Below are 23,132 nucleotides of genomic sequence, written 5' to 3' on the forward strand. Positions count from 1 at the left end.
ATACCCAGAATCTAGTATCCTTGTAACCATCGTAAATAGGTTGATAGGAGAGGGGAAATTTTGAAGATTCGTAAAGGGCTGAAGATTGCACACACGATGATTTTAAGCTTCTCGATGCTCTTAGGCACGGTGAGCGGTGTATCGGCCGCGTCACCCGAACAGATCTATTCCTGGCCGGAGATCGTGTCCAAGACAGAGAGCAGTCAGGTGATCGTGACCAAAGGGGTCACCTACCAGCAGTTCGACTATGTGACCAAGAGCGGTAAGATTCGGTTGCATGAAACATGGGTCAACCTGACCGATCCGAACGTGGAAGTGAAGACGGTGATGTCAGGTGATAAATTGGAGAACGAAACGAACGAGACCGTTTCGGCGATGGCCCGCCGCACTGGGGCAGTCGCAGGCGTCAACGGCGACTTTTTCGAATCGGAATCCTCGGGAATGGCGCTCGGAATGTCTGTTCAGGAAGGACAGCTCATCCATCATCCGAACCAGACGGCCGTGCTTGGAATCGGCTATAACAATGAAGTGATCATCGGCAAATACGCTTTCAATGGCACAGTTACGGCGATGAATGGGAATAGCTATTCGATCAAAGCGCTCAACGGGCATCCGGTCACCTATCCGAACGAGATGGTGCTATTGACCCCCGAGCTCGGGTATTGGGAGATGGTCTCCAATGCGACGATCGTCACGATGCAAAAGCTGGCAGACGGTCAGTACACAGTGACGGCGATCGACCCGATGAAAACGGTGACCGAAGCACCGCCTCAAGGCTTCGTCAAACTGATCGCGCAAGGCAGTGGCCCGATCGGCTTTGTTACCGCCAACCTGCAAAAAGGCGATACCATCAATCTCGCCTACGGTACAACGCCTGCCAGCACCAGCTTAAAATATGCGATCGGCGGCGGTCCGATCCTGCTCAAGGACGGTCAATATTTCGCAGATCCCAATCAGCCGCTGCCCAATTCGTCTTCCTACCGCGGCCCGATCACTGGGGTCGGCGTCACGGCGGACGGCAAGCGGATGCTACAATTGGTTGTCGATGGGCGTTCCTCCGACTCGATCGGGCTGACCTATGTCCAGACCGCCAATTTTCTAAGATCGCGCGGCCTCGCCCACGCGATGCTGCTCGACGGTGGTGGTTCGACCGATATGGTGGTGCGCCAGCCGGGCGATACGCAAGCCACCGTCGCCAATTCACCGTCTGACGGACGGGAACGCCGCGTCGCCAACGGACTGTTCGTCTACAGCACCTCGGCACCTGGCACTCCGGCGAATATCACCAACTGGGGCGAGAGCGTGAAGGTGTTTATCGGCGAGCAAAAACAGCTCACGAAAAAATACTCGGTGCTCGACCAGAACTACAATCCACTGCCCGGTGAATCGGTGACCTTCACCGTCGAACCATCAACGCTTGGTACGATCACACAAGGCGGGCAGTTCCGCGCCAATCTCACGGGCGGAAGTGGCAAGATCATCGCAGCGTCCACGTCGAATCCGGCGGCGCGCACGGAGATTCCGCTCACCGTCTACAGCAGTGTTGACTCGCTGACCTTATCGCCAAATGTGGTAGATCTTGCCGCAGGTGAAAGCTATACCTTCACCGCGAAAGGCACCGTGGCGGGCGAATCGCTGACGATCAAACCAGAACTGCTCACATGGACCTCGTCGAATGCGGCGTACGGCACGGTGACAAACGGCGTGTTTAAAGCCGGGCAGGTTGCCGGAAACGGGATGACGACCGTCACCGCCAAGATCGGCTCGAAGACAGCGACGGCAAACGTTTACATCGGCTTTGTGCAAAAGACGGTCGATAAGCTGGACAACGCAGGGCTTTGGAAGCGGACCGATCGTTGGGGGATGTGGGGACGCTGACGACCAGCACCGCACAAGTCAAAGCGCCGAACACCGCCTCACTGGCGGTCAACTATCGATTTGCGGCAGGTTCTGGTATGAAACAGTTCGTCTTCTACCCGGCGACCACGCTGTCGCTTCCAGCCAAAAATGACAATGCCGCCGTGAACCCAGCAGGCATCGGCCTGTGGGTGTATGGCGACAACTCCGGGCTGAAGCTGATCGGCTCCTTTGAAAAAAGTGATGGCAGCCTGATCCAAGCTGCCAATCAGGTGCGCATCGACTGGAACGGTTGGAAGTATGTCACGCTCAAGTTCCCGAGCGGCACGACCTTCCCGCTCAAGCTCGATTACCTCGATCTGATCGCCGAAAATCCGACGGCCAACCTGAATGGCACCGTGTACCTGAGCGACCTGCAAGTGATATACGCCGCTCGTACCTATTCGGAAAAACCATCTCCGGGGCAGACTGTCACCTTCCCTGACATCCAAAATCATTGGGGTCGTGCGATGATCGAAACGCTGGCGACGAAACAAGTCATCCAAGGTGTGGACAAAGACCATTTTGCACCACTGGACCAACTGACCCGCGCACAGGCGGCAACCTTGATCGTCAACGCGCTCGGTCTGCCAGATGGTTCGAACACGCAGTTCAGCGATGTGGTGGCTGGAACCTGGTATGAGAAAAAGGTCGGCGCGGCGTTCAAAGCAGGTCTGATCAGCGGCATCTCTAACGATAAGTTTGCACCACACGCTCCCGTTGACCGCAATCAGATCGCCGTGATGATTTACAACGCGCTCAAATACAAACAAAAACTGCCCACCGGCGGCACGCCGATCGCATTTAAAGATGCGAAGGACATCCAATCGTGGGCAAAAGACAAAGTGGATACGTTGTCCGCATCCGGCATCATGGTTGGATCGGAAGGCTATCTTCGCCCAGCTAGCATCACCAACCGAGGCGAAGCGGCCGCATTGATTTTCAAAATGATGGAACAGGCGGGACTGCTGTAAAGCAGTCTCTTTTTTTATATCGCGATGACCACAAGTGGTCGAAATGGGCTGGCAGGTACTTTTTGTTATGATTTTGGATACAATAAAGAGGAATTTGCCTCCGTCTGTTGAACTAGTTTCTAAATTGCCAGACAGTGTCGGCAATGTACGCTACTTAAAGGAGTGATGGATAATGGTGAAATTGCAGAGTGTTACCAACCATGTCGTTGCAGGTGAGGTCACGGAGATCCTCCTTTAAGTCAACCTGAGCAGTGGAGCAGCAGTTTACCAAGAGGGGATTTCTCCGTGATCGCGATCTTATTTTCGATTCGATCATACAATTCAGGAGGAATCCACATTGACTTTCAATTTGCAAACGATGGGCTTTACGTCCTTTTTTCAAACAGCATTCGCTACTTACGCAGACCAAGACTACACCGTAGGCCGGGTGGCGTTGGAGCATAAGCACCTCTACCGCGTCTTTACGGAGGCGGGAGATCTGCTCGCCGATGTATCGGGCAAGTTCCGCTTTCAGACGACCGGGCGTCAAGACTTCCCGGCAATTGGCGATTTTGTAGTGATGAGCGTGCGTCCGGAGGAAGGCAAGGCGACGATTCATGCCGTTTTGCCCCGCCAAAGCAAGTTCTCGCGCAAGATCGCAGGCAACACGACCGAAGAGCAGATCGTCGCGTCCAACGTGGACACCGTGTTCTTGGTCAACGCGTTGAACAACGATTTTAACATCCGCCGTATCGAGCGCTACCTGATCATGGCTTGGGAGAGCGGAGCGAACCCGGTGATCATTCTGTCCAAAGCGGACCTTTGCGACGATGTCGAAGAGAAGCTCCGGCAGGTGGAGAGTGTCGCGATCGGCGTTCCGGTACATGTGATCTCTTCCTTGCAAAACGAGGGCATCGGCGAACTTTTGCCGTACGTAGGAGCAGGACAGACGGTTGCTTTGCTCGGGTCATCGGGCGTTGGCAAGTCCACGCTGACCAATCGTCTGGTCGGGCATGAGGTGCAGTCGGTACAAGAGGTTCGTGAAGGTGACGACCGCGGCAAGCACACGACGACCCATCGTGAGCTGATCATGTTGCCACAGGGCGGCATGATGATCGACACGCCGGGAATGCGCGAGTTGCAACTGTGGGAAGCGGACGAAGGTTTTACCGACTCGTTCTCCGACATCGAGCAGATTGCGGAAGCCTGTCGTTTCCGCGATTGCACGCACAAGAACGAACCGGGCTGTGCGGTCAACCTTGCGCTCCAAGACGGCTCGCTCGATCGAGGCCGTTACACCAGCTACCTCAAATTGCAACGGGAGCTGGCATATCTGGCTCGCAAAGACGATATGCGCGCCCAGCTTCAAGAGAAGCAAAAGTGGAAAAACATCAGCAAATCAACGCGTGGCGGCAAAAAAGCCCGCTAAGCCGATAAAAAAGAGTCCCTGCCGACAACAGGGACTCTTTCTATTCGAAGGTCGATTCAACGTTAGAATGGTTTGGTCATCATCAGCCCGCCGATGGCCAAGAACAGTCCGATCGACACGATGATCACACAGTAATTTTCCACTTTGAGCGTGCGAATCTCTTCGTGGGCGTGAACTTTGTTCGTCGCGATGATTTTCTCCATGCGGCCCATGACGACGCGCTTGATGATGTAAAAGATCAAGGTGTATAGAAGCATCGACACGAGCAACCACATTTGAAAGAGCATCTGAATGGATGTGACGAGCACCATCCCAAAACCGGATGCCCACAGCGAGTAGTTCGCATAGCGGTCGATCATTTTGTATTTGCTATGAAACGATTGAATCTGCGCAACGTTTTTAAGCGCCGGAATATAAAACAGCACGCCAAGCTTAATCACGACTGCGAGCAGATGAAACCCTAAGATCACGTAAAACCAGGTCATGCTGCACACCTCCTCTAGTATACTCGTCTATTCTACCGTATTTTTCGAGAAGGGGAAACGGTCGATTTTTAGCGAAAATGGTATCTACTATCACACCCACAAAGGGGATGTACCTGTGAGCCCACAGAACTTAGCTTCCGCATGTGCGAAAACAGAAGAACTTTGCCAATCGCGAGGTCTGGAAATTGTCGAGCAAAAAGAGATTCCCTATGGCCGCCAATTTAAAGTCAGAAGCGGCAGTTCCACCGCCCAACTCAACGTCTACTTCGGCAAAAAAGGTCTCAAGCTCGTCGCGCAAGGCGGTGACAATACGGCCAAACGAGCAGTCGAAGAGATCATGAGCGAAATGCAAGGCGGCGCTCCGACAACCCCGAAAGCATCCAAATCGGCGCAGCAGCACCCCGATGTGGTCGTGGCCTACGACGAACCGTGGATCGGCACGGACGAGAGTGGGAAGGGGGATTTTTTTGGAGGCTTGGTCACGGCTGGCGTGATCGTCGATCCAGAAGCGGTGCCGCTGTTGCAGTCGCTGGGAGTGGATGACAGCAAAAAGATCACCGATGCGAAGATTCCGGGGCTTGCTGCGGAGATCAAGAAGATTTGTTATGGAAAATATAAAGTTCTACATCTTAAGCCTGCCAAATACAACGAGCTGTACGAGAAGTTCCAATCCCAAGGCAAGAACCTCAACTCCCTCTTGTCCTGGGCGCACAGCTCCGTCATCGAAAAGCTGGTCGAGATCCAGTCGGTCAAACTCGTCGTCGTGGACAAGTTCGCCAACGAGACCCTGATTGAGAATCGTCTGAAAAAGCTCGACCCCACGATTCAGCTTGTCCTTGTCCCAAAGGCGGAACAAAACCTCGCCGTTGCGGCCGCTTCGATCTTGGCGCGAGACGCATTCTTGCGCTGGCATAAAGAGGTGAAGGTGGAGCATGGCATTGAGTTTCCGAAAGGCGCCTCCACACTTGTAATCAAGGCGGGTCGGGCGTTTGTAAAAGCAAATGGGGCACAAGGACTTCGTGAAGTATCGAAACTGCATTTTAAGACGACAGAAGAAGTCACGCGATAGAAGAAATGAATCCCAATTCCATCTAAGGGCAAGCAATTGGCGGGTAACCGCGAATGCTTGCCTTTTTGGTGTCTAGTCAAGGTTTCGGAATTTGCGAGATGTCTTTATGTTATGTCTAAGTTATCGTTTGAAGCCCGTTTGAGAGATCGGAAGGAGGGACTTCCGCCAAGAAAGTGATGTAGTGATTTTATAAAAGTTTTATCTTTCACCCTACTTCTTCTTTAGAAGTTTTCCTTATCCTGAAGTTCGAGCGAATGGATAGGAGGAAACGAACGATGAAGAAGGTATATTTTTGGCTTGCGATTCTTTTGCTGATTGGATATGGAATTGTTCAATACAAACTGAAAGACGAAAAACAATCGGAAATTGATGTTCAAGTTCAGGAGGCAGCTTCTCAAAAGGAAGGGCGGACGATACAAGTTACGAAAGACCAGATCTTCAAAGGCGACCTGCTGCTTGTCAACAAGGATCATCCTGTACCTCCTGAGGGTGAAGAGCCCGGTGCGGTCAATCTGTCTCAACACCCAGAGCTTGTGAAGGGGTTCAGTTTGCTGGACAATACGATTCAGCTTTCGCCTAGATTGCTGCAAAACTTCACGTCCACACTTCGAGCCGCTGAAAAAGAAGGGGTCAGCCATTTTTTAATCACCAGTGGTTACCGGAACGACCAAGAACAAAGCCAACTGTATCAGCAAATGGGGGCCGAATATGCGATGCCTGCCGGTTTCAGCGAACATAACCTCGGCCTGTCGATCGATATCGGATCGACTCAAGGAGATATGAATCAGGTGCCGGAAGGAGAGTGGCTTAGCCGACATGCATGGAAATACGGCTTCATTTTACGCTATCCAAAGGACAAAGAACACATCACAGGTATTCGATATGAGCCGTGGCATTTCCGCTATGTCGGGTTCCCGCACAGTGCCATCATTCAAAAAAAGGGCTTCGTTCTAGAGGAATATTTGGATTTCTTGAAAGAACAAAAGACCGTTACGGCTACAGTAGATCATCAAACCTATAAGATCTCTTACTATCCTGTTTCCACAAATACAACGATCCATGTTCCTGAGAATGGCCGCTATGACATTTCAGGCAATAATATGGATGGTGTCATTGTGACCGTGCACGATCAACCGAATTTGAATTAGATCGGATATAATAGCGATATCTTGACGTTTTACAGGGGGAACGAATGAAAACGATCACCATTTTGATAGCGGACGATGAGACGGAAATCGCCGATTTGATCGAACTACATTTGCAAAAGGAAGGCTACCGTTGCATAAAAGCGGCTGATGGGCAGGAAGCAGAAGCTGCTATTCGAACGCATCCAATTGATTTGGCAATTTTGGATATTATGATGCCAAAGCTGGACGGCTACGAGGTGACGCGGAGAATTCGGGAGCAGCATCATCTGCCCATCATTTTTTTGAGCGCAAAAGCGACCGACCTCGATAAAATTGCAGGGCTGGTCCAGGGAGCGGATGATTATGTGACCAAACCGTTCAACCCGATGGAATTGGTTGCTCGCGTGAATGCACAGCTGCGGCGTTCCATGCAGTTCAATCGATTGGCTCCGGTGAATACCCAGGTTTTGGAGGCGGGCGGCTTGATCATCGATCCCGAACAACGAACCGTATTTCTCTTTGGCAACCTGATTAAGCTGACTCCGAAAGAGTTTGATATTTTGTACCTGCTAGCCAGTCATCCGAAGAAGGTCTACAGCTCTGAAAATATTTTCGAACACGTGTGGGGTGAGACCTACTACGAAGGAGGCAATACGGTCATGGTACATATTCGCACATTGCGGAAAAAGCTCGGCGAAGACCAGAATAAAAACAAATGGATCAAGACCGTTTGGGGAATAGGGTATACGTTCAATGGCTAAAATGATCCGAGGCTTCCGGTATAAAATGATTCTGCTATTCGGCTTAAGTACACTCTGTTCCGGCACGATTACCTATTTGATCTATCGGGCTCTCCAGCTCTATTATCATGGAATGAAGTTCGAGGATCCCTTGACGAAAGTTCGTTTCTTTATAAGAGATATTGGGGATATCAACTTCTTTCTGCTTATTTTTATCCCACTCTCAATCTTGTTTTTCTTGCTTTTCACGAAGCATTATGTAGCGTATTTCGATGAAATCTCGGTAGGAATTTACCGCCTTGCGAACGGCGACTTCAACAGTCGATTACTCATTCGATCAAACGACGAGTTTGGAGACATTGCGAGAGACATTAATCTGGCGAGTGAAAAATTGCGGAAAGCGATGGAGAGAGGAGATTTTGCGGAAAACAGCAAGGAACAATTGGTCTTGAATTTGGCCCATGATCTGCGTACCCCGCTTACTTCCGTATTAGGTTATTTGGATTTTATTCTTCAGGATGACGAGCTGACGACAGAACAAATCAAGCACTATACGAGAATTGCTTTCACCAAGTCTCAACGACTGGAGAAGCTGATTGATGAACTGTTCGAAATCACCCGAATGAATTACGGCAGGCTAACGCTTGAGATACACCCGATCGATCTAAGCGAGTTCCTTAGCCAATTAAACGAGGAAATCTATCCGTTGCTTGAGAAAAATAAATTGACTACCAGATTGGACGTTACTCCTCATTTGACGATTATGGGCGATGGGGAGCTACTAGCCCGAGTATTTGAAAATCTTCTGACGAACGCCATTCGCTATGGCTTTGACGGTCAGTATATCGATATTCATTGCCATCTTGACGACGATGAAGTGGTGTTACAAATCATTAATTACGGAAATTTCATTCCGCGTGAGGAACTGCCGCATATTTTCGATATGTTCTTTACTGGCGACAAGGCACGAACGCATCGTGAAGAGAGTACCGGCCTCGGCTTGTTCATTGCAAAAAATATTGTCGAGCAACATCAAGGCACGATTTCGGCCGAAAGCGATACCATTCGCACGCTGTTTGAAGTACGTTTACCGCAAGGGCTGGAGAAGTAGTGCGATCAGTGCGGTCGGTAAAAGTATATGATGCCGCCTCCATACTCGCCCGCGACGCGTTGCTCAAATGGAGTAACGGCGCGAAAAAGACCTACGGTCTCACCTTGCCCAACGGAGCCTCTTCCGCCGTGATCCAAGCGGGTAAATCCTATGTACACCAACATGGCAAGGATGCGCTCGCCAACGTGGCGAAACTACATTTCAAGACGATAGAAGACATTCATTGATAAGCGATGATTCCATACCAAAAAGTGATACGGAATTTAACTGAAACCGAGCCAAAACAAGTTATCCGAAAGATCAATCCTTCGACTGAAGAGGTCCTTTAAGAAAACAGTAGTTTAACGAAGATGTGTAATTAAGAAATGACAGTCCAAATGACTGTCATTTCTCATGTGTATATGCTAGGTGCAAGGTCCGTCAACACAAACGATTATTGGCGGATTCTTTGTACAATCTACTTTTGTATTTCTTGTTTTACATTGAATTGTATAAATAACTCCGTTGCATCCGATGACGTTTGTTTCACATTGTTTAGTCGGTTCATGGGTATCCATATAGGCCACTACATACTCCTGACCAGTTGCTTCGCAATTTCGTTTCTCCACAAAAAATGTATCGCCGTTATTCAATGTCAATTCCGTTTTGTCCATAAGTTTTCACCTCCTGCTACGGTAATATCCCCAAAAGTTTCTTGACTTATGCGATGTAGATCATCATGGTCGAAAAAGGACGAATCATGCTAGGGTGTACCTGTTTGTGTGAATCGGATAAGGGGGATTTTTTGGTGGCTTGGTCACGGCAGGCGTGATCGTCGATCCCGAGGCCGTGCCGCTGTTGCAGTCGTTTGGTGTGGATGACAGTAAGAAGATCGCCGATGCGAAGATCCCCGGACTTGCAGCCGAGATCAAAAAAATCTGCTACGGGAAATACAAAGTTCTGCATCTCAAGCCTGTTAAATACAACGAACCATATGAGAAGTTCCAATCCCAAGGCAAGAACCTCAACTCTATTTTGTCCTGGGCGCACAGCTCCGTCATCGAGAAGCTGGTCGAAATCCAGTCGGTCAAACTCGTCGTCGTGGACAAGTTCGCCAACGAGAACCTGATCGAGAATCGCTTGAAAAAGCTAGACTCGACGATTCAACTCGTCATCGTCCCGAAAGCAGAACAAAACATTGCCGTCGCAGCTGCTTCCATTTTGGCGCGTGACGCCTTTCTGCGCTGGCATAATGAGGTGAAGATGGAGCATGGCATTGAGTTTCCGAAAGGTGCGTCCACACTTGTAATTAAGGCGGGTCGGGCGTTTGTAAAAGCAAATGGGGCACAAGGACTACGTGAAGTATCGAAACTGCATTTCAAGACAGCCGAAGATATTCAACTAGCAGAACGAAAGTAGTCAGAAGGACAAGTGCACAAAATGGCTTGTCCTTTTGCATTTTTTAGGTAACAAATTATGGGATTTAGCAACTTCCTCGTGCATTTATCTATGTCATAAAATAATATATGACGAATAAAATCGCTGTCACTCTCCCCATGTCAGGGACTAAAAGGCCCCAGAGGAGAACGATTTGACCAATTCCTAATTGTGGAGTTGTCGATCTACCCAAAAAGAAGGTTGCTAAAAATAAGGTAAGAAACGCAACTGCGAATCTTGTTTGGAGATCTTGAGGTGGCGTTGTTTTTATGGTTTTGTTTAGTGCTTTCATCAGACCAGACCTTCTTCTTTCGATGTGGCGTGTAATTGTATCATTGTATGTGATCATGAGATTTTTCGGAACTGTTTGTATAAACGGGGGAAGGGGGGATATTTTTGGTGAATTGGTGAATTGGTGAATTGGTGAATTGGTGAATTGGTGAATTGGTGAATTGGTGAATTGGTGAAGGCTGGCGTGATCGTCGGTCTCGAGGCGGTGCCGCTGTTGCAATCGCTGGGCGTGGATGTCAGCAAGAAGATCACCGATAGGAGTCGAAAATCGGTAAGTCCGGCTTTTGTGTAGACTCCAGTCTTTTCAATATACATTTTATTTGGTATTATCTAGAAAATGATAGTCACAGATGTTTAATGGTTTGTTATTTTATCTTTCCCTATTTAGATAATCGTAGATGAAGGAGATTGACAAGAATGTCGTCCCTAGTTGAGAAAATCGAAATCGCAATTGCTATCATGGTCGTTATCGATATCTTTTTTTTAATTCCACTACTACTTAATTTTTGGTCAGAAGATGCTTTTTCAAAGTATAAAAACAAAAAGAAAATATACCTGTGGACCGTTGGAATAACAAATTTAGTAGGTTTACTTATCGGGATATATCTTGCATTTTTCTTTGAATAATTCCCGGTTTTGGGCACTTAATTCCGATGTGAGTGCGTGGCGAATGCTTTACGAAAATTGAAAAACGTATGTGGTGGGACTCAGTAATATGACGTAGTAAGGGTGATTGTAGCCATTCAAGAAATGGAGGGACAGTAAAATACTTTCCTTTTCGCGGCCTCACCCTTCCCAAAGGGGCCTCGGCTCTCGTCATCCAAGCAGGTAAGGCTTACGTCCAGCAACACAGCAAAGATACGCTCGTCAACTTGGCAAAACTGCATTGCAAAACAACAGAAGATGTTCGATCTTGAAACCATGGCAAGTATGAAGCGATTTTTACTCCCGTTCATGATAAAAGGAGTTCCCGCAGCTTGTAGGGAACTTTTTTTGAGGGCAAAATCCAGCAAAAATTGTCAAGGAGCCTCTTGCCGATTCTGATATCCTAGAGAAAGAAAGGACGGGGAGCCGCACATGGAGTACATCGAGCGAATCCAAGCCACCTTGGACTACATCGAACACCACTTGGATCGGCCGATCACAATGGAGGAGTTGGCTAAGGTTGCGTGTTTTTCCGTGTTTCATTTCCATCGCGTGTTTGCTTTGACGTTGGGAAGCACAGCAGCCGATTATCTGCGCAAGCGGAGGCTCGCCAAAGCGGCGGAACTGTTGCGCACGACGGACCAGCGGGTTCTCGACATCGCGTTGGCGACAGGTTTTCAGTCGCACGAAGCATTTGCTCGCGCGTTTAAGCGGCAGTTTCAACTGACACCGCTTGAGTACCGTAAAAGCGTGCTGTCGTTGGCGTTGCAACCTTTCGTGACTCTGACGCACACTCCCCGTATTCGAGAAGGAGGAATCACGATGACACCGACAATTGTGACAAGATCTGCATTCAAACTGATTGGCTACGGATTGGAAACCGAAACGAATGAAGGAAAAAACCACCAAGACATCCCCGCGTTTTGGCAACGCTATATCCAAGAAAACCTTGGTGCCAATATTCCCAACAAACTTCGCCCGAGCGTGGAGATCGGGATTTGCACAAACTTCGAGCCGGAGACGGGCCGATTTAGCTATGTGATCGGATTTGAAGCGGAGACGTTTGACAACGTGCCGGAGGGGATGATGTGCATCACCGTACCCGAAGCCACGTATGCGGTCTTCACCACCCCGAAAGTGTCAAACGCGGACTTCCCGTCGAGCATCCAGCAAACGTGGGCGCAAGCATTCCAAGAGTGGTTCCCCACCTCCGGCTATCAAGCCTGCACGCCCGAATTTGAGTGGTACGACGAGCGTTCTGAATCCGACACCGACAAGCAGATGGACATCTACATCGCGATTGTGAAAGAGTAAGACTTCGCACCTCTAGGAACAACTACCCATTTGACGATTATCGAATTGGGCAGTTGTTCTATTGGTGTTTGGTACTGTTTGTGTGAATGAGATGTTTCGAAATTGCATTTTAAGACGGGGGATGATGTTCAAATAGCAGAACGGGAGTAATCAAAAGGACAAGCGCACGAAATGGCTTGTCCTTTTGTCTTGCCTCTATGTCACCCTGACCATCAAACGCAACGTGAAGGGCGTTATGGGGCAAAAAGGAGTTCATATCCTTAATAGTTCACTCAGAAGAAATGGGCTTTTGGAACCAAAACGAAGCCAAGATCAACCAAGTTGTGAAGAAGTCTGACCAGGCCTAACTGGCGAAGTTCAAAAGCGACTATTACGGCGAAATCTAACACCAACGGCACAAACCCAAATGATCAAATGAAAGGTGCTGATGGAGGTCATACCATCAGCACCTTTGTATTTATCAGAGTCCATATTTTTTTACTGCCTGTTCTTTAAGTTTGTAGAATCTCTCGATGTCATCCCCATGACCTAAAAATTCTACCTCTGGATCAAGGAATGCTTTTTTCATTTCATTATGTTTCGTGGGGTGATTCTTAAGATTTACATCATATTTCCCTTCGTATATGCCAACGATCACAAATGAATTCTCAATACCGCTACGCGAAAGAAACAACAAATACTTCCCATCTTCGTTCATCCACTTATAACCTTCGGTCGTGATATAGCGTTCGTTGTTCCAGATGTAGCAATCTTCAAATACGTTTATCTTATCCTTTTTCTGTACATTCCCTTTTAACACTTTTTCAACTTCAACTACTGATTTTGTTACGGTATTCGATACACGACCAAGGTTATCTTTCTCATTAAACTGTTCTCTCTGACCTGTAAAATTAGCCAAAACAACAAGGTCCGATTCAGTTTCCAACTCCACTATATTTTCATGAGTTTTGAATGCAGCTTGGTTTGAACCTACCTGAAGATTAGTATAAGGATCATCCTTGGCAAATTGATAAATTCCAAAGCCAGTGGCAAGCACAGCGATCGTTACAAGCAAAGATATTCTTTTCTTCATTTCACAAGCCTCCTTTGATTTAAATCTAATACATGTATTGTAGGTTTAAGATATCTACAGTCGTAAGTGAATAAGAATTTGGATACTCTAGTTGCATGACAGATGCTAGATGGCTAAAACCACTTGGCTGATGTACCATACTAAGCACATGACCCAACTCATGAACAGCAACCCTCTTTCGCTGATTTGTTGTAAATTGTGCCTCATCCATTTTTTTATTATCTAACTTAAGGTCAACTTTACTCCATGCTGAGTAGTATGCATCCGCTTCAGCAAGTGGGGCACCGTTACTATCGTAGTTGAAAGTTTTACCATACCAATATGAGGATTGATTTTCAACTACCCAGAATCGTAACGGAGCGGAGTTGATTTCAGATGAGGTTGCTCTTCGAAAATTAATCACAGCATCGGGCACATTGTCAAACTCAGTTCGTGCAGTTAACATGTGACTGGAATATCCGTAGCTTGAAACACTGCTGTCTTCGAAATATACCAATGCCCCTATCAATGAGTCAGGCAGTCCATTCCCAGGATAGAAGGCGTCGCGACTATAATATGTAGCATGAGCTACCTCAAGAACTGTGAGCGAAGTTAGTGCCAATGTGAGTGCGAGAGCGATTTTAAACTTATTCATATTATGACATTCCCTTCTGTGTTAATTTGTAGAACAATCGTATCATGCTGAGAACTATGAAAACAATAGAAAATAAAAGTTACACTTAAGATTATGGAAGCAGAAAAAGAATTGAATCAGGTGCTTCAAGTCGCTAATAACAGTCAGAATAATCAACTAACTTCAGTTGTACTTCTTTATCTGGGACGGGTTGCCGCTGAACAACATGAGTATTCGATTGCCCTTTTTCATACGAAACGAGCATGGGATGAACTACAGAGCGGGGAGGAGATCGACCCGAATATTCATTCCAAGGTGTTGATGCAATTGGCAACCCTTCATGAGCAGCTCGGCAAGGCGGCAGTGGCGGCTACGTATTACGAAAAAGCATTGCTGCTCAATCCATCCAACAACGAAGAACAGGGCAAAATGTATCTTCGTTTGGCAGAAGTTTATGATCGTCAAAAGAAATATGACCAAGCAGAAGCATACGCTACGAAGGCATCTATATTTCTGGAGGAACATTCTAATCAGGAAGAAAGGCAGGAAATGCAACGACGATTGCTTATGCTTCAGCGCGAGTCGAGCGATTGGAAAATGTCCGTTCAAATCCTTTCATCCATCGCGGAACAAAGTGAGCAGGCTGGAAAGAAGCACAAGGCAGGTGAAGTATATGCCGATCTTGCACTCATCTGCTTGGAGAATCAAGAGTTTGATGAAGCCTGGGCGTATGCCGAAAAATCAAGGCTGGCTTTATCTGATACTGATCCTACGACTGGGAAAGTCCATCGCGTCCTGTCGGCTGTCTATTTTCGCCGTGAAGATGAGAAGAAAGGGAAGAAGCATCTCGACAACGCGGTCAAGATTTATGAACAACACGGCAAGGTTGCGGAGTTGGAAGCGGTCACATTCCAAATGAGCAGGTATTTGAGTGACAGAGGGGAATATCGGGAGGCAAACGAACGATTGGAATGGTTCCACCTCTTCCTGATGAAGCAGTTAGAAAAGCGTGGGGTTGTGTTGTGAAAGTAAAGCTGATGACTCCTTACGAAAGACAGTATTGGGAGTGCTATTCCCGAACGAAGGTGAGAATTGGAAGATTAGTAGGTTGCCTGTTTATTCACAAGAAACTGCGTGACAATTGGTATTTTCGAGGATATAGATGTGCAAGCCCAAGACTTTCATCAAGCAATGACCAAGTTAGAAGAAAACATGTTCGGCGTAGACGGGTTATCAAACCCCGCTCAATGGCAAAGGGAAGGCGCCATGTTCGGTGTAAATGGTAAATGGGGATATTTGTACAAGTGCAAGACGCGGCAAAGTATCTGGATGTGGTGCGGGCATGAGTTCGAAGCGGAGACAGAAACGGATGCGAAGAAAAAGATCTCGTGGCGGATTGATATGGTTCCAATATTAAGGTTCCTCTAACCGCAGTCGAGAGGAGGCAATAGTTTTGAACAAATTGCATCTATGGGCGTTACTGGTAGTGCTTTTAATTCCTGTTTTGTTTGGCTGCACATCTTCTACAAACATCAGTACAGAACAGGTGAAGATCTTCAAAAAATCGATTCAAGCAGATCACAAGCAAATTGAAAAGTTCCAAGTGAAAATGTCACCAGCGGGTATTGAATTCAATTATGTGATGGAGGGAGAGAACGCGGAGTCTGACATGCAGGAGATCTTCGAAAAAACCAAGGCGTTCATTCAAGACCCTGAGTTTCAGAAAGATACGATTGAAGGGACTTATTTCGAAAAGTATTACAAAAAAGATCGAATTTATCCCCAAATGTATGTGCGATTCGATCTTGATGGTGACGAGCATACGGATCGACTTTATGAAGCCTCGTATTATCAAACACCAGATGTGTCTTCAGAAGCAAAGCGCAGTTTGCTGGATAAATACCAGACCTGGTCTTACATGGACTATGCAAAATGATCAGGTACTGGTCAAAGTGCATCATCGAAATGATCTGCCTGTCGGGGCAGATCATTTGTTTTGTGGGAGGTTTGGTTACGGTCTTCAAAAATCAACTAGGCAGTTAGAAGCAAGTAATAAATCTCCAAATATGCATAGATGAATAAGTTTGATAGTTGGGCTGATTTTTCACAGCTCATCGTTCAGATAATCACGGTAGATCGAATGATAAGGGAAAAACGTTAATTAATCCTTTGTTTTATAATCTGTTATGTAATCTAAATTAAAGGGAGATGACAATCATGAAAAAAGCTGTAGCAATTTTGTCGGCAGTAGTAATTGCAGGGACAGCCCTGACCTCCGTGGCAAGCGCCGCGCCAAGTGATGTACCAACAGGTATTGCACAAAAGTCAAACATGGCTGTGCAAGGGCCGGTTACTGTACAATCTACGTACACGATCAGCTACGATTTCATGAGTAGCTATAAAGATTACGGTCCGATCTATCTCTCATCTTCTTCCGGTGGAACGCTACAGGGTAAGGTGACCAACCAGTGGAGTTCCGGCGCGACCGAAGTTCGTTACAAACTGAGAGACCAAAACGGGAAAACGGTGAAGACCTACACCGCAGTTGGTGATGGCACCTTTAATTTTACCTTTACCGGGCTGGATGCGAATGTCCCGTACACGCTCCGTGTAGACAATTACTCGTATGATAGATACGATGATTTCCTCAACATCAGCGGCAAAGTAGTCCTGACGTACTAATAGGGATCGGAATATTGGATAAACAAAATATCACATCTATCGTCATGCATGTGAGATATGATATTTTGTTATGAATACCTGAATGACGCTTCCGATGTGACTGTTGAATGCAACGGAATGGCAAGTCAAAATCTCCACATCACGAAGGAAGCCCACAGCCACTAAAATCACGGTCGGTAGATATAAAAAGGCAAGCACCACGGGGACGCCCGAGGATGCTTGCCTTTTTAGTATGTGATCGCTTGGCGCTACGATTATCCGTTCTTCACAAGGGAGATTTGCCAAGAAACGCCGAATTGGTCGGCCACCCAGCCGAACTTTTCAAGACCTGGGTAAGCGGCCAACGGCATCAGCACTCCCCCGTTTTCAGACAAGCTGGCGTACAATCTGTCAATCTCCTCTTCTGTGTGACAAGTCACGAACAAAGACATGGACGGTGTGAAGGTAAATTCGTGTTTGATGAAGCTATCGATGCACATAAATTCTTGTCCGTTAAGCAAGAATTTAGCATGCTGTACGGTGCCTTCTGGGCCGGGCCCTTCTGCTCCATAGCGTCTAATGCTTACGATTTCGGAGTTGTCAAAGATGGACATATAAAAATTCATCGCACTTTCTGCTTTGCCTTCGAACATCAGAAATGTTGTGATTTGCATGGTGATCAGGCTCCCTTGCACCTTATTTTTGAGGTGTTTCTCTCCAACAGTATAACAGATTCTCCGATGTCCCCATTCATCGTCAGCAGTAAGCGTTACGCTTGTCTGCATCGAAAGAGAGGGCGCGTTTGGCATCTTCCTTGTCAGAACGACAAGGGAATCTTGTCATGATTCCAGAATGCTAGCCATGCGAGGTCAGATAGGCGATTTGTCATGCTTTTTTTTCGACCAACCCCCACACGTTTCCGAACGGGTCTTGCAGTTGGCAAACGTGCACGCCATCGATGCCAAGGATCGGCCCGCGAAACAGTGTGCAACCGTGGGCTTCGAAGTGTGCGATCGACGACTGGAGATCTTCAACTCGCCAGTACACCACCTGTCCTGCCACGCCAGCGGAAGTCTTAGCATCTGCTGGATGAAGTCCAATCGTCACCCTGCCCAATTGAAAGGTGCAGTAATTGGGATCATCGAACGTTGGACTTGTCTCGAACACTTTCATGTACCAGCGCTTGGCTTCGCTCACATCTTGGACAAAGAAAAGGACCTCATCAACATCGACAATCCTGTGCAAAGCTATACCTCCTTGCAATCGTGGTAAATACGACCAGATCGTTACACCAGATATTCTACTAGAAATGCACTCGATCGTGAATGCGAGAAACTATGCAAGGAGATCGGGGCTGCGTCAAGGAATTGTATAGCAGGTTAGGAGGAATAGAATGGCAGACGATCAGATCGTAAAGAACATCAAGGCACTCCTACATATGCATGCGACAGGCTTGCTCGGCGGTGAGATCATGCCGGAGGACGCTCTGCTCGGCGTTGTCGCCAAGGACGATTTGCCAAACGTGCTGACACTGGGGATGGCGTTAAACTACCAACGTAATTCGTACGCGCTTTGGCGATCTGTTGCAGAGGCATATGTTGACGATCACTCCCGCTGGATCTTTCATCCACAAACTGTAGCGACTTGTGATCGTGAGGAGTTGCGCGAAGCGTTACTTCGTCATCGCGTGGGCTTGCAGCCCAACCGCCATCCGGAAATTTGGCAACGTGTGGCCAGCGGAATTGTGCAATCATCAACCAGCGGCGATGTCGATGGATTGATCAAGTCGGCCGACTGCGATGTTGCTGTCCTGAAGGCGATCATGCAGGGAACACGCAAGACCGAATTCCCGTATCTCTCAGGGCCAAAGATATTCAACTATTGGCTCTATGTCTTGGAAAATTACACGGAAACGAGCTGGAAGTCTCGGGAACTGATCACCATCGCCCCAGACACTCACATTTTGCAAGCGTCCGTCCAATTGGGCATATGCACTGCGGAGGTGTTGGGCGGAACTGCTGAGCACCGTCAAGCGGTGGCGGAAGCGTGGGAGGCGGCACTACAAGGTAGCGGTCTAGCGCCGATCGATGTGCATACACCGTTATGGTTGTGGAGTCGCTCAGGGTTCCCGCCTTTGGTTCATCTTCCAACCACCCCTGCAACGCTGTAGACGTGTGGATGAATCTGCGAATGTGGTCAGCAGGTGGGCACAGTCGCCGCCGATGCGAGGGAAGCGGAAGATCGAGGACAGAGGGAGCACGGCACGCCTGTGCCTGATAGAAGGCGCAGATGCGCAAGATGACTAGGCTTCTATCATAGGAGAATGTCAACGGAACGAACAGAAGGAGGAGCAGGTGAGCTATGCATGATGTGCTGAATGACGATGTGCAATTGCGAGAGTTGGAAGAAGCAGATCTTCCGCTCTTTTTCGAGCATCAACTCGATTCGGAGGCTAACAAAATGGCCGCCTTCACAGCGAAAGACCCGTCCGATCGGGCTGCATTTGATGCGTTTTGGCGCAAAATTAGGGGCGATGAGAGGATTCTGATCAAAACGATCCTTTCGGCCAGACAGGTGGTCGGAAACGTCATGAGCTATGTAGTAGATGGGAGACGGGAAGTCTGCTACTGGATCGGCAAGCCATATTGGGGTCAAGGGATCGGCACAAAGGCGCTTGCTCAATTCTTGGATCAGATCGACGAACGACCCCTGTTTGCCCGCGTTGCGCAAGACAATACTGGCTCGATTCGAATCTTGGAAAAATGCGGCTTTCACATTTCTGGCGAGGATCAAGGGTTTTCTAACGCGCGGGGCATGGAGGTTGCCGAATACATTCTGACACTGGAGGAATCGCAATAATAATCCGAGTTGATAGACAAGCAGGAAAAGATGTGTGGGAAAGCCAACTTGTAACGACTGGACTGTGATCCTGTCTGGTCGTCTTGTTTTCTGCACATACTTGACCGAGGTATCCCCGTACAAGACAACAGCAACAAAGCATAAGAAAGGGGCATGACTCATGCAACAGCGCGATCATCTTTTAGCACTGCTCGATACGCTCTCTGCGGACGATCAAGACTTCATGGTTCGTCTGCTCGAAGCGAAAATTCGCTCCAACCAAAGCCCATTGGCCTACGTGGAAGAAATGATGTCCTATCAGTTCGCCGGGCAGGATGGGGATCTCTTTATCCACAAGATGGAGGTACGCCCGGAGATCAGCAACCGCTATGGGATGCTGCACGGCGGCATTTTATCCACATTTATTGACACGGCGATGGGGGCGACCTGCTTTGTCGTCAACGGCACTTCACACAAGATGGTCACGCTCGATCTACAGGTGCGTTTTTTAAAAGAAGCGAAACATGGCACGCTCACCTGCAAGACCAAATTTCAAAAAAATGGACGCACCATCGCGGTGCTGGAGTCGCATGTGTATGATGAAGAAGGCAACATCATCAGCTCAGCGACTGGTACTTTCTTCAAATTACCGATTGGGTAAAAGTTTCGAAAAGTCTGTCCAGCAGCGTCTATCCTCCGTTCCTGCCACATAGAGTAGTGACAACCTTCGTACTTTTGATATGCTTCACTGTCCAACTATTGTTGCGTAATTTCGAACTTTTTGTTACAGTGATGACACAAATTTGTCACATTTACGGGGGTTAGAAGATGATACTTGGACTGGGAACTGTCGCTGCAATCATAGGTTTGATCTCGTGCGGGATCTGTGTCTACATGATCACCTGGACGGAGCGTGAGAATCCACCGCTTCAGATTCACAACATGGACGACTCGCTCCACGACCGAACTGCCTAACGAACTGCCCCGCACACCAAGCAGCACGTCCCGCCAATGTGGAGGGAATGCCGATGTGGCCCTTGCTGTTTGCAGTTGGAGTCTTTGCGTTTGTAGGTCTTTTGTGCGTGCTCTTTGCTTTCAGTGCCCGTTTTTCACAAAAATCGAAAAACTGACGATGCCGGAAGGGAGACCCCTTCCTTTTTTCTTGCCCTTCATTTTTATGATACTATGGAATATGGAGGGGATCGCTTTGCTTGACTTACATAATCTGTTGCACCTGCAGCGTCAACTCGATGCCCGGATCAAAGCAGAACACGGTCTTGCCGGACAGGACCTCGTACCGAAAAAACTGCTCGCGCTGCAAGTCGAACTCAGCGAGCTCGCCAATGAGACGAGATGTTTTAAATTTTGGAGCAAGAAGCCTGCCTCCGAGCTTCGCGTCATCTTGGAAGAATATGTGGATGCGCTGCACTTCGTATTAAGCTTGGCTCTAGAACTTGGCCATACAGACCTGTTGCTTGGCGAGGAATATCCAAAAGGCGACCTCACCGCTTTGTTCCTTGAACTGATAGCCAAGAGCAGCCAATTGGCTGTGACGCGCTCAGAAGCGGATCTAACGGCGCTCCTGACGACCCTGCTCGGTCTGGGAGCTGAACTCGGTCTGTCCGAATCGGCGATCGAAGCGGCCTACTTTGCGAAAAATGAAGTCAATCATCAGCGTCAGGCAGACGGATATTAACGGGGGTGTAGCAAGTTGAGCAAGACGATTTTGGAACAAGTGTTGGAAGCCAATCAGAATTTTGTAAGCGAGTGGGCAGAGGTGCAGGGACAGCATAAAGCTCCCGTCTCGAAAATTCCGAGCAAGGAGCTAGCGATCTTCACCTGCATGGACACGCGTCTCGTCGATTTTCTGGAAGGCGCGATGGGCATTCAGCGCGGTGAGGCGAAAGTGATCAAAAACGCGGGCAACACGGTCGCCTCTCCGTTTGGTGTGGTCATCCGCTCGCTGGTGATGGCGATCTACGCCCTCGGTGTCAAAGAGATCATCGTCATCGGCCATCTTGACTGTGGCATGGCGACGGCGACGGCAGAAGGTCTGAAAGAAAAGATGATCGCCCGCGGCATCGCTCCCGAAGCGATCAAACTGGTCGAAGGTGCGTTGACGCAATGGGTGGACACGTTTCATCATCCGATTGAAAACGTTGCAGGCGTGGTCAGCGCCATCCGCGAGAATCCGTTGATTCCGAAAGACGTGCCGGTGCACGGACTGATTTTCGACCCGGACAACGGTCGGATCGATCTGATCGTCAACGGGTATGATTCGATCGGGAAGTAAAAACGAGTAGCACCGTTTGGAACTGGTCTCATTGGGATACCCTACAAAGGAGTATTTACAAACTCTGAGCTTTGCGTTATAGTAGGACTCAGAGAATGAGAATCATTTTCAATTAAAGGTGATGAGTTATGCTCGCTCAAAAAATTCGCAAGGAAGTCGTGCAGTTGTGTTGGGGAGTCGGACATTACCGTGAACCTGAGCCAATTCTCGACTGTATTGAGCACATTCTGACAAATTGGTCTTACAGTGCGGATGTGGACGTATTTGTCTCGAAATGGGAGGAAACTGGGTGCCATTTGCATATTAAGGCACTTGTCAAAATTGGTTCCGGCGTGTATTCTTTAATTTTGTCGGAGACATGCGAACCCGATGTGCTGATTTACAAGCAAAATGACATCATTTACCTCTTGGCATCGGTCATTGAGGAGACCGAACAAGAGTTGGCTAGACTTCGTTTGGAGGGCGTTGAAGTGATCGATCCGCTCTCGCAAATGCTTCAGGAAATGGAGCAGTTTCAAGCAGCACAAGATCAAGAACAAACAAGGGAGTAGATACTTACATGGCACGCAATACTGGATCGAAACACAAACTCTGCCGCCAAGTCGGCCAAGCTCTTTGCGGTTCTGCAAAATGCCCGGTGCACAAGCGCCCGTACCCGCCGGGTCAACACGGCCCGACCAAGCGCAAAAAGATCAGTGAATACGGCTTGCAATTGCAAGAGAAGCAAAAACTGCGTTACATCTTCGGCGTACTCGAAAAGCAATTCCGCGCGTACTACGAAGAAGCTGCACGTCAAAAGGGCATCACCGGCGAAAACTTGCTGCGTCAGCTCAACTCGCGTCTTGACTACCTCGTGTACCAAGCAGGCTTTGCGCGCACGCTCGACGGCGCTCGTCAGCTGGTCAACCACGGCCACGTGACTGTAAACGGCAACAAAGTGGACATCGCATCCTTTGCAGTTCGCCCGGGCAACGTGATCAGCCTGCGTGAAAAGTCCCACGACATCGTCGTGGTGAAAGACGCACTGGCTGGCGTTACTTCCCGTCCGGCTTACATGGACTGGAACGAGAACACACTGGAAGCGACCTATGTTCGCTACCCGTCCCGTGAAGAAATGCCGCAACAAGTTCAAGAATCGATGATCGTCGAATTCTACTCCCGTTAATCGCGGGATCTGGA

General features: G+C 48.3%; 27 protein-coding genes and 1 pseudogene. 22 read left to right on the forward strand and 6 right to left on the reverse strand.

Going from position 1 to position 23,132, the window contains the following annotated elements:
• Positions 1-60 precede the first annotated feature (60 nt).
• The 3 genes from CIG75_RS04755 (at position 61) to rsgA (ending at position 4,278) form a co-directional block, all read left to right on the forward strand.
• Positions 61-1,878 (forward strand): phosphodiester glycosidase family protein, encoded by a 1,818-nt coding sequence (locus CIG75_RS04755; protein WP_094235612.1) that lies wholly within the window; start codon positions 61-63, stop codon positions 1,876-1,878.
• Complete coding sequence (locus tag CIG75_RS04760) at positions 1,866-2,870, forward strand: S-layer homology domain-containing protein (protein WP_227874412.1); 1,005 nt, start codon at positions 1,866-1,868, stop codon at positions 2,868-2,870. Before CIG75_RS04755 ends, CIG75_RS04760 begins: the two co-directional genes overlap by 13 nt.
• A 358-nt stretch (positions 2,871-3,228) precedes the next feature.
• Entirely contained in the window at positions 3,229-4,278 is a 1,050-nt protein-coding gene (rsgA, locus tag CIG75_RS04765) for a ribosome small subunit-dependent GTPase A (RefSeq protein ID WP_094238341.1), read from the forward strand.
• Positions 4,279-4,340: 62 nt separating this feature from the next.
• On the opposite strand, the gene CIG75_RS04770 is transcribed toward rsgA, so the two are convergent.
• On the reverse strand, positions 4,341-4,763 hold the full coding sequence (locus CIG75_RS04770; RefSeq protein WP_094235614.1) for a hypothetical protein: 423 nt from the start codon (positions 4,761-4,763) through the stop codon (positions 4,341-4,343).
• Positions 4,764-4,878: 115 nt separating this feature from the next.
• Here CIG75_RS04770 and rnhC point away from each other — a divergent pair, with 115 nt between their 5' ends.
• The 5 genes from rnhC to CIG75_RS04795 all read left to right on the forward strand — a co-directional run bounded on the left by rnhC (position 4,879) and on the right by CIG75_RS04795 (position 9,037).
• Positions 4,879-5,832, forward strand: a complete 954-nt coding sequence (rnhC, locus tag CIG75_RS04775) for a ribonuclease HIII (protein WP_157729383.1) — start codon at positions 4,879-4,881, stop codon at positions 5,830-5,832.
• A gap of 275 nt (positions 5,833-6,107) precedes the next feature.
• Entirely contained in the window at positions 6,108-6,980 is an 873-nt protein-coding gene (locus CIG75_RS04780) for a M15 family metallopeptidase (RefSeq protein WP_094235616.1), read from the forward strand.
• Positions 6,981-7,024: 44 nt separating this feature from the next.
• The gene (locus tag CIG75_RS04785; RefSeq protein ID WP_094235617.1) at positions 7,025-7,720 is read left to right on the forward strand and encodes a response regulator transcription factor; all 696 of its coding nucleotides are present in this window, start codon (positions 7,025-7,027) and stop codon (positions 7,718-7,720) included.
• Positions 7,713-8,810, forward strand: coding sequence for a HAMP domain-containing sensor histidine kinase (locus CIG75_RS04790; protein ID WP_094235618.1), 1,098 nt, complete (start codon positions 7,713-7,715; stop codon positions 8,808-8,810). The genes CIG75_RS04785 and CIG75_RS04790 overlap by 8 nt, the downstream gene beginning before the upstream one ends.
• The gene (locus CIG75_RS04795) at positions 8,810-9,037 is read left to right on the forward strand and encodes a ribonuclease H family protein (protein WP_157729384.1); all 228 of its coding nucleotides are present in this window, start codon (positions 8,810-8,812) and stop codon (positions 9,035-9,037) included. The genes CIG75_RS04790 and CIG75_RS04795 overlap by 1 nt, the downstream gene beginning before the upstream one ends.
• Positions 9,038-9,214: 177 nt before the next feature.
• Here the strand turns inward: CIG75_RS04795 and CIG75_RS04800 are convergent, their stop codons facing one another.
• On the reverse strand, positions 9,215-9,463 hold the full coding sequence (locus CIG75_RS04800; protein ID WP_094235620.1) for a hypothetical protein: 249 nt from the start codon (positions 9,461-9,463) through the stop codon (positions 9,215-9,217).
• Between the two features lie 133 nt (positions 9,464-9,596).
• On the opposite strand from CIG75_RS04800, the pseudogene CIG75_RS04805 reads away from it, so the two are divergent.
• The 3 genes and pseudogenes from CIG75_RS04805 to CIG75_RS04825 all read left to right on the forward strand — a co-directional run.
• A pseudogene (locus CIG75_RS04805) lies at positions 9,597-10,208 on the forward strand (ribonuclease HIII); the annotation flags it as partial.
• Between the two features lie 478 nt (positions 10,209-10,686).
• Complete coding sequence (locus CIG75_RS21390) at positions 10,687-10,809, forward strand: hypothetical protein (protein WP_265415063.1); 123 nt, start codon at positions 10,687-10,689, stop codon at positions 10,807-10,809.
• Positions 10,810-11,594: 785 nt separating this feature from the next.
• On the forward strand, positions 11,595-12,476 hold the full coding sequence (locus CIG75_RS04825) for an AraC family transcriptional regulator (protein ID WP_094235625.1): 882 nt from the start codon (positions 11,595-11,597) through the stop codon (positions 12,474-12,476).
• A gap of 460 nt (positions 12,477-12,936) precedes the next feature.
• Here CIG75_RS04825 and CIG75_RS04830 read toward each other — a convergent pair whose 3' ends face one another.
• Both CIG75_RS04830 and CIG75_RS04835 read right to left on the reverse strand, forming a co-directional pair.
• On the reverse strand, positions 12,937-13,548 hold the full coding sequence (locus CIG75_RS04830) for a hypothetical protein (protein ID WP_094235626.1): 612 nt from the start codon (positions 13,546-13,548) through the stop codon (positions 12,937-12,939).
• Between the two features lie 25 nt (positions 13,549-13,573).
• A complete protein-coding gene (locus CIG75_RS04835) occupies positions 13,574-14,182 on the reverse strand; it encodes a matrixin family metalloprotease (protein WP_094235627.1) in 609 nt (202 codons plus the stop codon).
• A gap of 93 nt (positions 14,183-14,275) precedes the next feature.
• On the opposite strand from CIG75_RS04835, the gene CIG75_RS04840 reads away from it, so the two are divergent.
• The 3 genes from CIG75_RS04840 (at position 14,276) to CIG75_RS04855 (ending at position 16,843) form a co-directional block, all read left to right on the forward strand.
• On the forward strand, positions 14,276-15,187 hold the full coding sequence (locus tag CIG75_RS04840; RefSeq protein ID WP_094235628.1) for a tetratricopeptide repeat protein: 912 nt from the start codon (positions 14,276-14,278) through the stop codon (positions 15,185-15,187).
• Positions 15,188-15,614: 427 nt separating this feature from the next.
• Entirely contained in the window at positions 15,615-16,097 is a 483-nt protein-coding gene (locus CIG75_RS04850; RefSeq protein ID WP_094235630.1) for a hypothetical protein, read from the forward strand.
• A 281-nt stretch (positions 16,098-16,378) separates the two neighbouring features.
• Positions 16,379-16,843 carry a hypothetical protein gene (locus CIG75_RS04855; protein ID WP_094235631.1) on the forward strand — a complete coding sequence of 155 codons (465 nt, stop codon included), beginning with the start codon at positions 16,379-16,381 and terminating at the stop codon, positions 16,841-16,843.
• Between the two features lie 254 nt (positions 16,844-17,097).
• Here CIG75_RS04855 and CIG75_RS04860 read toward each other — a convergent pair whose 3' ends face one another.
• A complete protein-coding gene (locus CIG75_RS04860; protein WP_094235632.1) occupies positions 17,098-17,496 on the reverse strand; it encodes a VOC family protein in 399 nt (132 codons plus the stop codon).
• 211 nt (positions 17,497-17,707) lie between these two features.
• Complete coding sequence (locus CIG75_RS04865) at positions 17,708-18,067, reverse strand: VOC family protein (protein ID WP_227874362.1); 360 nt, start codon at positions 18,065-18,067, stop codon at positions 17,708-17,710.
• A 148-nt stretch (positions 18,068-18,215) separates the two neighbouring features.
• Between CIG75_RS04865 and CIG75_RS04870 the strand changes: the two genes are divergently transcribed.
• From CIG75_RS04870 to rpsD, 8 genes are all read left to right on the forward strand, one after another.
• Entirely contained in the window at positions 18,216-18,992 is a 777-nt protein-coding gene (locus CIG75_RS04870) for a hypothetical protein (RefSeq protein WP_094235633.1), read from the forward strand.
• A 191-nt stretch (positions 18,993-19,183) separates the two neighbouring features.
• The gene (locus tag CIG75_RS04875; protein WP_094235634.1) at positions 19,184-19,681 is read left to right on the forward strand and encodes a GNAT family N-acetyltransferase; all 498 of its coding nucleotides are present in this window, start codon (positions 19,184-19,186) and stop codon (positions 19,679-19,681) included.
• 160 nt (positions 19,682-19,841) lie between these two features.
• Positions 19,842-20,321, forward strand: coding sequence for a PaaI family thioesterase (locus CIG75_RS04880; protein ID WP_094235635.1), 480 nt, complete (start codon positions 19,842-19,844; stop codon positions 20,319-20,321).
• Between the two features lie 167 nt (positions 20,322-20,488).
• Positions 20,489-20,635: a hypothetical protein gene (locus tag CIG75_RS20590; protein ID WP_157729385.1), complete on the forward strand. Its 147-nt coding sequence runs from the start codon at positions 20,489-20,491 to the stop codon at positions 20,633-20,635.
• 232 nt (positions 20,636-20,867) lie between these two features.
• The gene (locus CIG75_RS04885) at positions 20,868-21,356 is read left to right on the forward strand and encodes a dUTP diphosphatase (RefSeq protein WP_227874363.1); all 489 of its coding nucleotides are present in this window, start codon (positions 20,868-20,870) and stop codon (positions 21,354-21,356) included.
• A gap of 15 nt (positions 21,357-21,371) precedes the next feature.
• A complete protein-coding gene (locus CIG75_RS04890) occupies positions 21,372-21,953 on the forward strand; it encodes a beta-class carbonic anhydrase (protein WP_172844412.1) in 582 nt (193 codons plus the stop codon).
• 128 nt (positions 21,954-22,081) lie between these two features.
• On the forward strand, positions 22,082-22,504 hold the full coding sequence (locus tag CIG75_RS04895) for a hypothetical protein (RefSeq protein WP_094235637.1): 423 nt from the start codon (positions 22,082-22,084) through the stop codon (positions 22,502-22,504).
• An 8-nt stretch (positions 22,505-22,512) separates the two neighbouring features.
• Positions 22,513-23,118, forward strand: a complete 606-nt coding sequence (gene rpsD, locus CIG75_RS04900) for a 30S ribosomal protein S4 (protein WP_094235638.1) — start codon at positions 22,513-22,515, stop codon at positions 23,116-23,118.
• Positions 23,119-23,132 lie beyond the last annotated feature (14 nt).

Origin of the sequence: Tumebacillus algifaecis, from assembly GCF_002243515.1 — a bacterium.
GTDB lineage: Bacteria > Bacillota > Bacilli > Tumebacillales > Tumebacillaceae > Tumebacillus_A > Tumebacillus_A algifaecis.